The organism is Polaribacter sp. (genome assembly GCF_051251875.1).
In the GTDB taxonomy this organism is placed as follows: domain Bacteria; phylum Bacteroidota; class Bacteroidia; order Flavobacteriales; family Flavobacteriaceae; genus Polaribacter.
The window spans coordinates 212,399-228,451 of the sequence record NZ_JBPOGL010000002.1; the positions used below are offsets into that span (position 1 = coordinate 212,399).

The 16,053-nt window shown below is 29.4% G+C and carries 11 protein-coding genes; 2 read left to right on the top strand and 9 right to left on the bottom strand.

The features are described from left to right. Positions 1–18 precede the first annotated feature (18 nt). The 8 genes from ACSHW5_RS02095 to ACSHW5_RS02130 form a co-directional block, all read right to left on the bottom strand. Complete coding sequence (locus ACSHW5_RS02095) at positions 19–1,272, bottom strand: DNA methyltransferase (protein ID WP_435674450.1); 1,254 nt, start codon at positions 1,270–1,272, stop codon at positions 19–21. Continuing rightward, on the bottom strand, positions 1,272–2,303 hold the full coding sequence (locus ACSHW5_RS02100) for a hypothetical protein (protein ID WP_435674451.1): 1,032 nt from the start codon (positions 2,301–2,303) through the stop codon (positions 1,272–1,274). The genes ACSHW5_RS02095 and ACSHW5_RS02100 overlap by 1 nt, the downstream gene beginning before the upstream one ends. After that, positions 2,303–2,899 (bottom strand): hypothetical protein, encoded by a 597-nt coding sequence (locus ACSHW5_RS02105; RefSeq protein ID WP_435674452.1) that lies wholly within the window; start codon positions 2,897–2,899, stop codon positions 2,303–2,305. Before ACSHW5_RS02105 ends, ACSHW5_RS02100 begins: the two co-directional genes overlap by 1 nt. Positions 2,900–2,902: 3 nt before the next feature. Continuing rightward, positions 2,903–4,828, bottom strand: coding sequence for a hypothetical protein (locus ACSHW5_RS02110; protein ID WP_435674453.1), 1,926 nt, complete (start codon positions 4,826–4,828; stop codon positions 2,903–2,905). A gap of 295 nt (positions 4,829–5,123) precedes the next feature. Next, positions 5,124–6,023 carry a zinc-ribbon domain-containing protein gene (locus ACSHW5_RS02115; protein WP_435674454.1) on the bottom strand — a complete coding sequence of 300 codons (900 nt, stop codon included), beginning with the start codon at positions 6,021–6,023 and terminating at the stop codon, positions 5,124–5,126. 34 nt (positions 6,024–6,057) lie between these two features. Further along, positions 6,058–6,657, bottom strand: coding sequence for a zinc-ribbon domain-containing protein (locus tag ACSHW5_RS02120; protein WP_435674455.1), 600 nt, complete (start codon positions 6,655–6,657; stop codon positions 6,058–6,060). Between the two features lie 12 nt (positions 6,658–6,669). Beyond that, positions 6,670–7,716 (bottom strand): zinc ribbon domain-containing protein, encoded by a 1,047-nt coding sequence (locus ACSHW5_RS02125; protein WP_435674456.1) that lies wholly within the window; start codon positions 7,714–7,716, stop codon positions 6,670–6,672. Positions 7,717–7,731: 15 nt separating this feature from the next. Then, complete coding sequence (locus ACSHW5_RS02130; RefSeq protein ID WP_435674457.1) at positions 7,732–11,787, bottom strand: hypothetical protein; 4,056 nt, start codon at positions 11,785–11,787, stop codon at positions 7,732–7,734. A gap of 736 nt (positions 11,788–12,523) precedes the next feature. Here ACSHW5_RS02130 and ACSHW5_RS02135 point away from each other — a divergent pair. Next, complete coding sequence (locus ACSHW5_RS02135) at positions 12,524–13,165, top strand: DUF1801 domain-containing protein (protein WP_435674458.1); 642 nt, start codon at positions 12,524–12,526, stop codon at positions 13,163–13,165. A gap of 68 nt (positions 13,166–13,233) precedes the next feature. Further along, the gene (locus tag ACSHW5_RS02140) at positions 13,234–13,467 is read left to right on the top strand and encodes a T9SS type A sorting domain-containing protein (protein WP_435674459.1); all 234 of its coding nucleotides are present in this window, start codon (positions 13,234–13,236) and stop codon (positions 13,465–13,467) included. Between the two features lie 149 nt (positions 13,468–13,616). Here the strand turns inward: ACSHW5_RS02140 and ACSHW5_RS02145 are convergent, their stop codons facing one another. Beyond that, positions 13,617–15,212, bottom strand: a complete 1,596-nt coding sequence (locus ACSHW5_RS02145; protein ID WP_435674460.1) for a C1 family peptidase — start codon at positions 15,210–15,212, stop codon at positions 13,617–13,619. Between the last annotated feature and the right edge of the window lie 841 nt (positions 15,213–16,053).

The following is a 16,053-nucleotide window of genomic DNA, read 5'->3' on the forward strand; positions in this document are numbered from 1 at the left end:
TAGTAATACTTTTAAGAGCTAATTATTTAAAATAATAACACTTTCCCTTAATTTATCGATATCTGGACTAAATCTAGTTTTTCTTTTGAGTATTTCGCGTAATACCCCAATTTCCTTTAATTTCCATCCAACCTTTGTTGCGATATCTGCTAATATTAAATCCACTGGTATGTGTTCATTTGCATAAGCTGAAGTAGAAACTACAAACCATAAACTTGCACCTTTATCTGCCTTTTGTTTTAAATCCATAAAAATCGCTTGCATATCCTCAAAATAAGCGGAAATCATATCCGGAATATTTTTATGCATTAATAAGTCTTTCTTATCTGATATTTTTTTAAAAACCTCATTAAAGTGAATACCAAAGTCATTTATTTTTGGCTTATTCCAATTCACTTGAACGTGTGATCTAACTGTTTTATATCTTAAGCTTCTAAGCTCTTCGCTCGAATTTATAAAACCACTTAAAAACAGTTCTGGTCTATATATATCAGTATAATCAAATGTGTTTAAATAAGGTGGCGACGTTATACATAGCTTAAATTTAAAATCAAGTTTCTTTACTAATTTTCTTGAATCGCCAGTTTTTATAATTGGCTTAGTCTCAACTTTATTCTCCAAATCTTGTTCTATGATATTTAAATTATCTTGTAATGATTCTAAAAATGAAGTTTTATCATAATTCAGATTTTCCCAATTATTCTTATATCTTAAACACTTTCCATCTTTTTTAGCATTGCTGTTTTTCATTATAGCAGAAACTAATGCAAGCTTCGCTAGTTTCGAACTTTTATTACTGTGTCCTAAGTTATTATATCCACCTGCAAAAGCTTGTAAAACATCTTTATTAAATAGCCATTTATTTTTACCTCTGTGATTATTTTCAGTAAATGTTGAATAGTTTTCTAAATGAGAGATTCCTCCTTTTTCAGAATTCATCATAATTAAATCTGAGACTTTTCTAAAGTTTTTTTCTGTGAAATTTGTAGCCTTAACTTGAGATAGGAAACTTGTAAATGGATTAACTTCAAAACCTAAAGAATTGATACCTCTCATCGCAGCTGTTAATGTAACAGTACCACTCCCATTAAAAGGGTCTAGTACAATATCATTTTCAGAAATATCACTTTCCTCTATAGCTTTATTAACAAGTGCAGGAGAAAAACCTTCTTTATAAAAATACCATCTGTGCCGAGCAAGACTTCTTGTATCTCCAGCGTTAGATGTACCTTTATTATTTAACTCAAAATCTTTGTTTAAATTTGAATTCATTAGTTACTTAAATTGGCATTTAAAAAGAATCTTTGTGGTTTAGCATAATCATCTCTTTGTTCCTCATATTTCGGGTTATATTCAATTTTTTTATCTTTATAAAAATCAACATCTTCAGTAGTTAATTCACTTATTGGGTTATCAATTTTTTTACGTCTAGCATCAAAAACAACTAAATATCCATTAGAAATCATATTTGGGTTTTGTTGTGCATATTCATCTAAGTAATCTACTAATTGCTTAGCCCCATCTAATGCTCTACTTTGACTATAACTAGTATTGCTAATAGATTTTCCAAGCCATTTGATTTCAATAAATGCTATATGCTTAGTAGAGTTCCAAAAAACTTTAATATCTACGGGATTCTTTTCATTTACATTTTGTTCTGGCATAACTTCTTTTAGGCCACGCAATCTATATTTCAAAAATTGACATAAAGAATCTCTCATTATTCCTTCTGAAGCACCTTTCGCTATTTTAATTTTGTAATCATCATGCCAAATGCCTTGTAGAATTTTACACGATGTATTCTTTGCAACGTTTGTTTTGTAAAACTCAAGTGATTCATCTAAACTTTTAAATGTATTTGGTGCAAAATAACTATCAATGCCATTAAGAGGTTCTAATAAATCTTTATCCGTTTTATTATGAAAATATTCAAATTCATCAATTTTCTCATAAATTATAGCAACATTTTTAATGGAATTAGTATCAATTACATCCTCAGAAAAGAAAATTTTACCAGATTCAGTAAATTCCAAAAAAATTGAAGGAGACGAAGAATCTGTTACCAATTCTAGGGATGAATTTAGTTCTTCTATATTTCCAACTAGTTTGTCATTAATCTTTATGTGTTTTTCTAGAGACGTAATAATCTTAATGTTTTTAAATTTTCTAACATCAATGACTTCATATACAGATTTAATTTTAGTGGCTAGAAATAATGCTCTATCTATTCCTTTGCTACCAAAATCTTTTTCGAGTTTAGCGACGAATAAGTTTATTATAACCTTATTGTAATCAATTTCCATTAGCCTATCTGATGATTTAAATTTCCTGAAAGCCAAGTGAAAGCTGGAATTAATAAAGACTCATACTCATTGTTTATTGCTGTTCTTAATTCTTCAAATTGTTCATATAATAAGTTTGTTGCAAAATCAGATTCTTCAAGTAGTAAGACACTTGTTTTTCTTTTTGCACTCGCAAGAACTGGTTCATTCAACAATGCTGTTCTTATAACTCCAAAAGGTGCTAATGTTATGCAATTTAATGAAGCGTCTAAATATCGTTTTCGATTTGAATAAATTGACAACTGATTTGACATTTTATCAATAAATTCATTACCAGCTGTATCAGTATTAAAGTACTTACCATTAAGGGAGTTTTGTTTTATCATATTTCTAGACGATAGTATCTCCATTGAATTATTCAATTCAATACTATATGGGTAACCTGAGCTGTTTTTTGAAAAGAAATAACCCCAATCGCTAGAATTATTTCCATCATATATTGACAACAGACATCCCAAATAGGATAAAATTTGAATTTCGTTTATCGAAAAATCATCTATTTTAGTCTCTAAATTTTGCCCGAGATAAAGCACGTCAAATAATGCAAAGTGTTTCATCTATTAATTTAAAATTTCTTCTATCCTTTGATAGGCTTTAATGATTTTTTCTTCCTCTTGATATTGAACTTCAGAAAGATGAGTCCATTCAGTCATCCTTTCTAACTGCATTTTAGATGACTTACACTTATTTGCGAGCTCAATTAATAATTGTGAAGTATTAATATTTGCTGTCATAATTAGATTAAAACCTAAACCGACAAAATCACCAAACATTTTACCAGCTCTACTTTCATAAGCGATGTCTAAAGAACCTTCTGGTGTATCAACTAGAAGTGTTGCTTCTTTACAAGAGTGCTCTATTAAAGCCATTCTTAATGCTATATCTATGAAATACCTTTGACTCTCTGATAATTGAAAAAAATCACTTCGTTCAGTATCTTCGATTATCAAAACTAATGTTGAACCTTTAGAACTATTTCTAAGTTTTAAATCAACTTCTAAACCCAAAAAATTATGAGCATACTTATTAAATAATGGGATAAACTCCTCTTCAGCTTTATTATAACCTTTGTTCAATTCTCTTTCAATTTTTTTGAATTCCTTTTCTAAACTAGCTTTTTCTACTCTTATTTCTTCAATTTCAGCTGTTTTATCACGAATCTGATTTTCATAAACTTTTAAAACTCCGGAATAATCGCTTTTTGCTAACTCTCTTAATGTATTGAGAATATCTCCATATTCTTTTTCTAGTTCAAATATTCGCTTTGAATTTTTTATAAGTTCATCATTCGCTATTTTAATTTCAGATTCAATTCTAACTTTAGTCGTTTGTTCTGCTTTAATTTTATCTTCTATTACAGAAATTGCTTTATCAAAAATCTTTAACTCTTCAAAACCTACGCCTTTATCAACTTCTTTTTTACAAAAGCCATCTTTTATTAAATCATAAAATATTTTGAAATTCTCGTCTGTTTTTTTGTTATCACAAATTTCTTTTTTTAACTCAAGAAGACTAGTAATTATTCTTGGATCGTTAAGGAAATTTTTATCATTGTTATCAGAAAACAAATTATCAAAAGTTGATTGATATTCTGCTTTCTTTTGAGAAAGCTCATATGACTTTTCTGCAATAATATGGTTGGCTTGCGATAGCTTATTTTTTGACTGAACTATATTTTTATCTAATTCAATATTTTCTAAATCTAGTTTCTCAAATTCTTCTTGAATTCCATCAGGTAGTTTTAAGTCTTGTCCATCAGCTATATTTGCTTTTAAATTCTCAACGTCTTTTACAAGCTTATTTTTGTGATATACATAATTACGAATATTAGAACCAAATCGCTTTATGTCTTTTCGTAGTTCATTTGCTTTTTTAGCTTGATTCGTGTCAACTCCAAAAAACAAGTATAGCGATGTTTCCATTAAATCATTATTCCAAAACAATAAATAATGATGTTCATCAAAACTTAAAACAAAATGTTGTAAAAAAACAAATTGATCAAAACTAGTAAGTTTAATATCTCCCGTAATATATTGACAATAAGAAGAGAAAAGTTCACTATTGGATAAACCTTTTGGAACAGTATCAACATCATCAATTTTTCTAGTGAATAACGTTAGTTCTTCACTTTCAAACAAAGGTCTTTGTATGTCATAAGTCACATTGTCAATTGAAAATGTTAAACGAATATTACTCACGTTTCTATCAATTTCATTTACTCTGCCATCAAAATATTTATTTGCAAATTTTTTATTTACGCTATAAAATTTAGATGTTGAAACTATAGAAGTGAATTCCTTAGATGGATCAATTACAATTCCTGTAAGTCCATAATTAATTAAATTTAAAAAAGTTGACTTACCTAAACCATTAGCACCAGCAAGGCAAAAAACTCCATCTATGATATCTAAATCTATATTACCTTCTTTTTCATAAAGGGAAAAATTGTTTATTGATATTGATTTTAATTTTGGGAATGAAAACATTCTGATTTTAAATGAGTTATAGTTATTGAATAATCGCTTGAAAAGATAGTATAAAAATCTTACTTGATAAAACATTAATTTGACTTTCTAGCCATTCCCCACATATTACGCTTCCCTCCTACGTTGTCGCATAAAAAGTGTTCCATTAACATTGTATAAGAAAAATTTCAGAAGAAAAAAATAAAGAAACTGTTATAACAACTTTCGCTTTTAACCAAAACAAAGCAACCTCTTAACAACTTCGAGACAGGCGTCACGCAGCACATTATAATACAAATGTATAGTACCCAAACAACTAATTATAAAATACTTTTAACTTAGTAATTAAACCATCAAGATCTATGTCTTTATTTGCAGGTATTATTAGTTCTTCGCTATGTTTTAAAGTTACATCTGTATAATAGAATGTAAAATTAATTCCATAGAATGGATCATTAATTATTTTCACTTTTGACAAACCTGAAAGCGGAAAATCCCAATTATGGAAATAACCATTAACATAAGCATATTTTACCCCGATTAAAACTTGTCCATCGCCTTTTGAATTTTTTATTTTGTAATAAAAAGGCATAGCAAATGCAAAAAATGATAAAAACACAATAAGACCAAGGAACACCATAAACATGGCAAATTTTCCCTCGTCTATGACTAAAATAAAAACACCAAAAACAACCATAGCTATGGCTACAATTGAAAAAAGAATAAACATGTTTTTGCCAACTTTTTGTTTATATAAATAATGGGCATATTCTTTTTTTTGATGAGCGCTTAATGTCCATTCTGCCAATAACTGTTCTCCATGTATTAAGTTTTGTAATTTATTTTCTCTACTTTTAAACATATATCCTGTAATTAATGACGCCATTAAAAAGAAAATAGAAATCATTACAACTGCAGGATGAATAGGTAAAATAGCTACATCGAGAAATGCTAGTAGAATAATGAGTATAAAAAAGGTAGCACTATACCTAGCCTTTTTAACAACGCTAGATTGATTGTTCTCTAGAGTTATCTTATGATTAATTTTATCAATTCTATTTTTTGCATCACTTGAAATTAGATTAGACTCTGGTTTCTTTGTGATTGATTTGGATACATTCTTACTTTTTGTATCCTCCATAATTTTTGCACCACAATGAATGCAAAATTTAGCACCATCGTTTAGTTTTTCACCGCAGTTTGTACATAATTTCATAATTCTATTTTTTAAATTATTGTAATTCGTTTTACTATTTATTCCCTTTAAATAGTAAAATTATATTTGAAGCAAACAAACCAATAAGTAACAAAGTAACAACCGAAAAGTATGCTAAGTCTTCTACTATTATTGCAATTAATAAAAGGAGTTGAAGTACTAAAACAATCTTAGTAAGTAAATTGTATGGTTTTTCTTTTTTTCTTCTAAAAAAAACAATTCCAAGAATTAATATTGAAAATATTAAAACACCCGTAACTTCTTCAGATTGAATCCCTAAAAGAAGTAATAAACCATTAAGAATTGCATAAATCCACGTCCATTTATTAAATTTATTAGTGTCCTCTATTTGTAATTCTGTTGCACTTGTAGTGGTCTTTTTCTTTGATTCAAATACTTCAGAAATTGGACTAGAACTTTTTGGAGTTTTTGGTGCAACTGTTTCTTTTAATTTAGATTTCACAGAATTAGTAGCTTCATTTTCTATGCTTTTTACCACACCTTTTTTCATCTTTCTTTTTGGTGGTGGTCTTCTTTTGTTTTTCTTTAAATCTTCTGTTATTGCTGTTCCGCAATTGGGACAGAACTTAGAATTATTTTTATTATCAGTTCCACAATTAGTACAGTATGCCATGATGTTATGTTTTTAGTTTAATTTATTACCACAATTAGAGCAAAATTTAGTCCCCGGAATAACAGATGATCCACAGTTTGAGCAGAAATTAATTTTTTTACGGGGTTCTTTTTGATCTATTGCTGTATTTGGTTTATCAGCTACATTCATAAAATTTGAAAGGAGATTTGGCAATTGTTCGCCATCAATATTAAATAAACTGTAATTTTTATTATTTTCATTTACTAAAACAAATAAACTATCTGCTTGAAATAGATATAACTTTGTGGCTATAGGTTCACTTTCAATAACAAAACCTCTGTCCCACCATGCTAAAGCATTCATAATGCCTACGAGCTCCTTACCAACAAAATAAACATCCTCTTTTTCTGATTGCTCTAAATACCCGGCTAAAGCCTTATTGACCAAAACTAGTATTGCCGTTTCAATTTCCTCTATTGTTGGAATTTTATGTTCCGATAATTTTTGCCAATGCCCCCACCAAGTATATTCTTCTTTCCTTTGACTACTGTTTTTAATTAATTGCAACAGTGAATCGGGTGTAAAAACAAACAATTCATCGGGTGTATAAGTACTATTAGGGATGGGATTTTTCTCTATAAATAGTTCTAATAATGAGACAATTATAAACCATTCGTCTTTTGATAAATTATTTAGTTGTGGTAATTTGTAGGCAAAAGATTTATAAGGCACATACTTTTCGGTAAGATTATCAACAAATTCTTTTTTTGTTTTAAATGTTTCAAACCGTATGGCATTGTATTTATTGAACTCAAATAAAGACACTTTATCTAAGGTTTGATTGTAATACAAATTATTTGAACTAAATACTCTTCTCCGAGCAATTTTTTTTAGTTGGTAAACCTTTGAAAAATTTTCTAACAGTCTCCAGTTCTCATCGTCTAATGAGTCTATATCAGGTATTTTTCTCCAACTGATGTCTTCATCATCAGCTAGTGTTGAGTTTGAAAATTCAGCGCCTAGCAGATTAAGAATGGCATTCTCCGATACTCCCTTTTTTTGAGCAAATTGTACAAATTCATGAGGTAAATACTCCATAATTATGACATTTTTTTAGTTTTGTGTAAATCCTTTTATCTTGTCAAAAAAACTTGGTTGTTCAACATTTCCTAAGTCCGTTATTTTATCTTTTAGATGATTTGCTACATCATCAATATCTTTGTAATTCAACTTATTTAATGCTTCTTTAAATTTTTTCATTTTTACAGGTGTTTGTTCCTTTGTTACCTTTGCTTTTTCAATCAAAGACATGGCTTTTTCTAATTTTTTCTCAATTTTCGGAACCTTGTATCCTTGTTTTTTATAACTTTTATATATTTTCTTTAATGAAGAAACTCCTTTTTTAGCTTGGGCAATTTTTTCAGGTCCTTTATTATTTAGCACCTTATTCAAAATCATATCTCCTTGACTTTTTGGAGATTTTAATGTGCTTTTGCCAGCATATACTTTTTTAATGTGTGAGTCTGAAATATACTCTCCTGTCTTTGGATCAATAAAATTCTTACCATAATCTCTACTGGCTTCATTATCATGTTGATTAGTAATTCGTTGCTGGTGATCTTCAAAATTTTTCTTAGCTGAAACATTTGAAGGTTTATCTGTTAGGTTACCGAATATATTTTCAGATTTAGATTTGATATCATCTAACTGTTTTCCTTTAAATTCTAACATAACATCTTTGCCGTTTTTAAGTCTTATACGCCGTCTTGGACATAAATCTCTATCTGTATTAACACCTGTTGGATCTACAGGCCCTGGAGTTCTAAAATCATCTAGTTGATAATCAGAAAGCTTTCCTCCAAATTTCTTTACCATTTCTTGTTTTAGTGCTCTATCATGTTGGTCATAAATTTTTTTTCGAGATCTCACAAAGGCACTTTTTTGCGCATCTGTTCCGTGCTCCTTAATAGTTCTAACCTTAGCAGGATCTTTCATGATTTTAGAAACCTCAGATTTGTCGAGATATTTCAACTTTAATTTTGGATCTGTATGCGTTTTTTTATCAAAATTATCTAAGAATTCCTTGTCTTCAGTAGCTATTTTCTTTGATTTCTTTGGGTCTGTTGTGTTCGGGTATGCTCCTTTGCCTTTCTGAAGATGATTGACTAGTTTGAGTCCTCCGCATTTATCGGGGTTGGCAATTATATATTTGCTTGTTTTATCGATAAACATAGCCAATGTAATTTGAGTTGCTGTTGCTTTTATGGCTTCGACCATAGACTCCGTTCTATACAGATTTATAGCAAACTGAATGCCTACAAATATTGCCCATGCAAGAGGTTTGTTTTTTACAGCCAAACCAATAGTCTCTGGAGTAATTAATTTTCCCTGAGTTACATCAAATAAAGTATATATAATTTTTTGATATTGCTGATCTTTGAATTTTTCAATGGTTCCTTCGTCATTTCTGTAATACACTATGGCATCATAAATAATTTCTTTGACAACAGATATGGGCACTAAAAGTAACATGCCTACTTTACCATACACACGAAAATAGACAATCATTAAAATACTTACACAAACATCACTTGCCATTTTTGCCCAATAGCGTACTTCTATACAAAGTGTGTACCACTCATCAAGGTTTTTATACCCAGCTTCACCTTGCAAAAGAATTAAATCTTGAGCTATTTCCCATACCCTATTTCTAAACTCAACCAAACCTTCAACATCTAAGAAAACCCCTTCTACTTCTAAGTTTCTAAGAAGTATTTCTCTAGTCTCACCATAAGGAATATGTTTGTTAATAATGAATTTACAATTCTCATAAGCTTCATTCCAAGTTGGTATAACTTTTCCAATATCTAGTGTTTTTAACTGAACAGTAAATTCAACTTGAAAATTTTCAGGATTTTTAGTTTCAAAAGGAATTGGAGCCGACACTTTGTACTTTAAATAAACCACACGGCCATCTGCAGGAATCTCATTTTCCGATTGGAAAATATAGGTATTACTTGTTTCTGAATGTCCCCATTCCTTCTCTGAAAATTCAGGTTTAAAAACGCCGTTAACATTTATAGCGATATCATCGGTTGTGGCTAATTCTAATTTAAGATTCTTTAATCCATCAATATCAACAATAATCTCATCTTTTTCTTTATGATATGTATAGAGTTCAAACACCAATTCATTTTTTACTTTACCATTTGCCAATACCTCTATTTGACTTTCAGAATTTACACCATTTTGAATAAACAATCCTTCCCTAGAAACCAGTACGTAAATATGTCTTTCTAATGCTTTTTCTTCTTTTTGTTGTGCAGAAATTACTAGTAGTTTTCGTATAAATTGCTCTCCTTCTTTTGGTAATAAAATAGGACCTGTTAAAGCTATTTTTACTTCTGAATCTTTAACATCTTGCAAATCAATAGTGCTAAGAGGCTTTTTATCAACCGTCTCGTAATCCTTCATATAAACAGCCTTAAATTTCCATGGTTTAGTACCATCGCAATCTTTTATATTGGCTTTAATGGTAATTTTAGACTGTTCTTTTGTAGCAAGAAAACTAACTTGTTCAAGATCCGTTTCTAATTTACAATCTATAAGATCTATTTTTAAATTGTTTTCTAGACGTATATTTTTCTCTTCTTCTTCATAATCTACATAAATACCTAAAGTAACCGATTTAGGAGGATGTGAAATATCATAATCTTCCGCAGGGTCAGAGGCGCCCACAAGAATAGCTGCCCAACCTTCATCAAAATACGGCCCTTCATCTAATAAATCTACCCATCGATCTTTTGAATTATCGAATTTTATTTTTTTCGTTAATTCTGGAATATCGTTATCCTCTTCATCCACTACTTGTGCAAAACATGTTAAGTTTTGGTCAATATTTGGACGCAGACTTCGTATGTTATCTGGAGCAGTTTCAATGATGAGGCGTTTTTGCATTCCGGCTGTTATCCGTACTCGTTTTTGATAGGTATGTCCGTCAACATTTGTTGCAACCGTAATATAGAATTGATTTTCTTTAGGCTTATCTTTTAATGTAATTTGACTGTTTAGTGTTCCAGCCGCACTAAAAGGCATCACCTTAAGTGCTTTTTCTGAACATTGAATTTTTATGGTAGCATTGGCGAGTGATTTTCCTTTTTCCGTAATTTTCCACACTTTTGCTGTTAAGTTTTTTGTTTCGTCTAGTTTTAGATAAAATGCTTCTGTATTTAACTGTAAGATATATTCTGCTACTTCCTTTTTTTCTTTCGGTTTCTTTTTGTTGCCTGTTGATGTGGCTTTCTTCTTTTTTTTAATTCTATTTCTGATAGCCAATAAGCCCGCTGCGGTAAGAGCTCCAATAACAATTGTTAATAAACCACTGTCATCATCATCATCATAGTCCTCGTCAATCTTGTTTGGATTGTTGTCTATCCAAGGAGAAGTTTTTTTATTTGAATTTTGGTTATTTTTTGTACTGCTAATCCAGCCAGGTGAGAGATAAACAAGGTCTTGTTCTTCTAAACGCGAAGCCGTTGCATTTTTATCGCCTTTTTTAACACCTTTCATCAGAACACCTTCAAATTTAAATGTACTCGTGTTATAATCAAACTTTAAAATAGCTGCATATTTAATATTTCTTTGTGGTGATGAATAGGTACAGCTATTAATTACAATAACATGATTTGCCACATCACCATTGTCTGACCAAGGAGTATGCATTTTTTGCCAATTCCCCACATTACAATAGCTATATGCTTTAGCTCTGTACTCATTATATGCACGATTTATTTCTGCATTTGTTGGCATACGAGACCAATTCTTTATCAATGCTATTCTTACATTCCCTTCAGATGCTCTTACTAAACTTTGTGAATATAAATTAGTTGAACCTACTATTAAAAAAAGAAATAATACTACGCAAAGCCTTTTCATACTCATGAATTTATTAAATCGACAAAAATTATTTAGTAGTGAAAAGCTGAATAAAAAATTTACAGAGAGTGCTTTTTCAATGGCACGTACTACTCCTCTTTTTTTCTTTTTGATAAAAGAGTTATATTTTAAAGTGGTAATATCTTGTTGATTAAATTTTCGCACACAAACTCCGTAAAAGAGAGCTCCTTTATTTAGTTTGTTTCCGCAATTAGAACAGATTATAGATTTCATAGTATTCCTTTTAAATAATTAAACACTACACTCTAGACAATATTTTTCATCTTCAATTGCAACATAATTGCAACCAAGTAATTATTTTATTCAATTTCTACTAGATTTATTTTTTCTCCGCTTTAGCGTAGCAATATTTTTCCTTTTTGGAATTTTTAGCGTCACATTTTAAGCAGAAAGTTTCTGTCATGACAATGAAATTTTTAAGAATTAATCTAAAAAATCAATTCTTGAATTGTAGTAAAAAAGTAATTACTTTAAGAATAATAAACAATGATAATTATCATTTTTGATTTAAAAAAAGAACAGATTAACCAAGTATATAAATAGAAACATTTCAGGTAAAAAAGTTCTATAACTTTTTATACTGATCAACACCCATAATTGCAGGAATTGTATATTATTTGGAAAATTTTGGAATTATTATGATGCTAAAAAGCTATCCGGATTTGAACATGAATATTGCAAACCTAACTAATATATTTTCAGTTATAAAAATCATTTTAACTAGTATATTTTTTAATGCATTGCTTGTAGTTTTAATAATACTAGGAATTAAAGTATTCAACAGAAAAACAAATGCTATCATCTTAAAAAATAATGCGTAATTTAGTGCTAAATCAAAAGTATTCTCTTTTGCCAACATTCGATTTTCCTTCGGATAATCATCATACACAAAACCGTAACTTTTGATACAAAAATGCGTTACCAATTTTATAGAGAAACTGAGTAAATAATGAATCAAGAAGTAGAAAAATATCTGAATAGCCTTAAAAAATGGAAAGAGGAAGTTACAAAACTTCGTGAAATTATTCTAGAAACTGGACTAAAAGAAACGTTTAAATGGATGCATCCGTGCTATAGAGACAACGGAAAAAACATTGTTTTAATTCACGAGTTTAAAGATTACTGTGCAATTCTTTTTCATAAAGGAGTTTTACTAAAAGACGTTGAGAATATTTTAACACAGCAAACCCAAAACGTACAATCTGCAAGACAAATACGATTTACAGACCACTCAGAAATATGTAAACTTGAACCCTTCATAAAGCAATATATTGATGAAGCCATCAGAATTGAAAAATCAGGGAAAAAAGTACCAAAGAAAAAAACTTCCGATTTCGAAATTCCCAAAGAGTTACAACAGATATTTGAGGAAAATAGTGATTTTAAAAAAGCATTTACCAATTTAACACCTGGAAGAAAAAGAGGTTATCTTTTGCATTTTGACAAACCAAAACAATCTAAAACGAAATTATCTAGAATAGAAAAAAATATAGAGAGAATTAAAGATGGATATGGTTTACATGATTGTACTTGCGGATTATCGAAACGAAAACCAAACTGCGATGGTTCTCACAAACAATTAATATTATAGAGTTAATCATTTTTAAATAAGCTTGTATAGTAATACCAAAACACTTTTAATTACCGCTATCTGTAAAAGTGATTTCGAACAATATTCTTTTAGATAATTCTTATTTTTCGTTGACGAAAAACAATTTTGAAAAGGTAAAAAGTGTATCTCTAGATACTTTAGATGGAAAACATTTATTAAGCTTTTCTAATAAAAACATCTTGGATAATAAGTGTAATCTGGGAAATTTATCTAATGGAATTTACTTGATAATTATAAACACTAACCAAGTAGTAATTTCAAAACATTTAATTAAAAATTAGAAGTCAATGAAGTGCATTTATGAGAATTTCATTACAGGCTTTTTTTCCGACTATTTATACATACTTTCCGATACAATACCTTTAGGATTATAGCAACAGTTTACTTGTTTAAAAACTTCATTTGCATACTATTTTCTAACTTTAGTATATTACAAACCCCCATTATTAATTTTATTCTTTAAAAATGATACAATTTCATCAGACGTATAGGCATTGGCAAAATTTTTACTTGAGAGTTTCCTATAAATAGTTAATGAATTTTCATCATTTACTTCAGTTTCTTTTAAATTAAAATCAAAAGATACTAAATCTTCAAATTGATATTTGTTCACTAATTTATTAGAACCTGTTGACTTATTTGAATAACCATTGTTGAAGTATTTGGGTGATTGGGTTACATAAAAAACATTATTAGTTTGATTTATTTCATTGCTATTTCCTTTATCAATATACAAAACCAGGTAATAACTACCAGTAACTTGGGGCATAAAATAGTCCCAAAACACATAAGGTTTTCCCAAAGACAGTTGACCTAATAAATCTCCTGGGGCAAGATTGTAGTTTAATAGAGAATAATTTGCATTTACATTTTGAAAACTATTTGACGGAATTGCTGTTGTAAACTCGCCTCTAAAAATTGTTCCATAATTATTGGCATTAAATGCATTTACCCATAAATAATAAATATTCCAATTACTTGATGCCAACATGGTTTGATTGCCTATGTTTTTTACATCAAAAAAAGCTCTTCGCGCATTGGTGTATGGAGAAATATTTGGATAAAGAGTGACATCAGAAGTTACTAAAGCAGTTAGGTCTGGACCACCAGAACTGGTAGTAGGCGGATTATTATTTGTATTATTATCATTAAAAGCTACAAACAAAGACCTTTGTCCATTTTGAATACAAAATTTATTGACTAGAAAATTATAATCTATCCATAAATAGCCATTATCACCCCAATAAGTACCCCATGAATTTACAATTCGAAATGCATTTCTTGAGTCGTCATAGCCTCCAATTACCATTGCATGTCCTCCCTCCTCACCTGTATAATTAAGATTATTAAGTACAGAATTACCTTTTAAATTTGTAAACTCGTAATTTACCATTGCTCCAATTACAACTGGTATTCCTTGGGCTAAATATTCTTTAATTTCATTAACAGAACCTTGAATTCTACGGAAATTCTTAATCCTATTTGATGAGGCCATAGCAGCACTTCCTGGTGAATTATAAAGGCATATTTCCTTATACGGAACATTTGCAAGAGTGTTTACTCCTCTAGATATTAATACATTAAATGCATCATCAAAGTAGGTTCCATTTTCACAAGATCTTAGAGATGCATCAATAGAGAAAAAAAGGTCGGTTGGAGAATATTGATTATTAAAAGACTGAATTTGGGAAGCTGTGAGATTTTTATCTACTGCATCAAGATATGTTTTATTATAATATCCTGTAGCCCAAGCAACACATGTTCCTAAATTTCCTTGATGACCAATTGGCGGAAATTTAGGTGTTAAGTCAATATTTGCAGGCAATGAACCTCCTGATTGATAGTTACTGTAATTTATTGCTACAGGAATAGTTTGTGTAAAATCTTCCTGATTATCCCAACCTGTTCCAAATAAGATAGTATTATTAGAGGGATTTTCATTCTCAACTTCTTCCGTCTCACAATCACAAGAGTAAAAAATAATAAGAAAGTTGAATAATATCAGTTTTAATGTTCTGAATTTCATTAAGTATATATTATAAATTAATAATTAAAAAACTAATAAAGAGTAATTAAAAAATGCTACCATTAGTATCGTTAATTGGGAGAATTAATTACTACATATAAAACAATTGTTATAAATATAACCTGTTGTGCATTATGATAAAATTCTGTCAATTCGAGTGAATTTTACGATTGAAATGAGTAAAATTTGTATCGAGAACCTGTCTGCCGACAGGCAGGTAAGAATTTTAGCATTAAAAAAGTTCTCGATACAATTTTTCGTTCCTCAAAATCACTCGAACTGACATTTTGTGATGAAATAAATTTATAATGCACAACAGGTTAAATATAAGTAAAATTTATCAATAACAACTCCAGATCCATTTCGCTTCTCTCCTATTCTTTCTACTATGCTCAAAATAAGCTTGTTGCCTAAAAAGTGTATTTCATCATGTCTTTTTTATTGTTTTTATAGGAATTCTTGAACCTCATAAATTCAGTATCATTACATTTTTTAAAAAGATTTTAGCCTAAAAAATAAAGATATTATAGAAGTTTAGAGTTTGCTTTAAGCAAAGCAACAAGCTTAAAAGCTACCTTCTAAAAATTTAGCAGTTTTTAATGATATTTACATTTAGTATAGTATTCAAATACAATTGTCTACAAGATAATTGCATATTGATGGTCTAAAATACGTTGGGTCACGTTCCTATTGTTTTTCTAAATTTTATTGGGATATCCCTAATAATTTAACCAAAAAGCAATATATTTATGGACTTATAACGAGTTGGCAAAAACTCGGGAAAAGCGCCGAAATAAAGATTGTTTTTATAATTTTACTTTTGGCAATTCCACTCTTTACA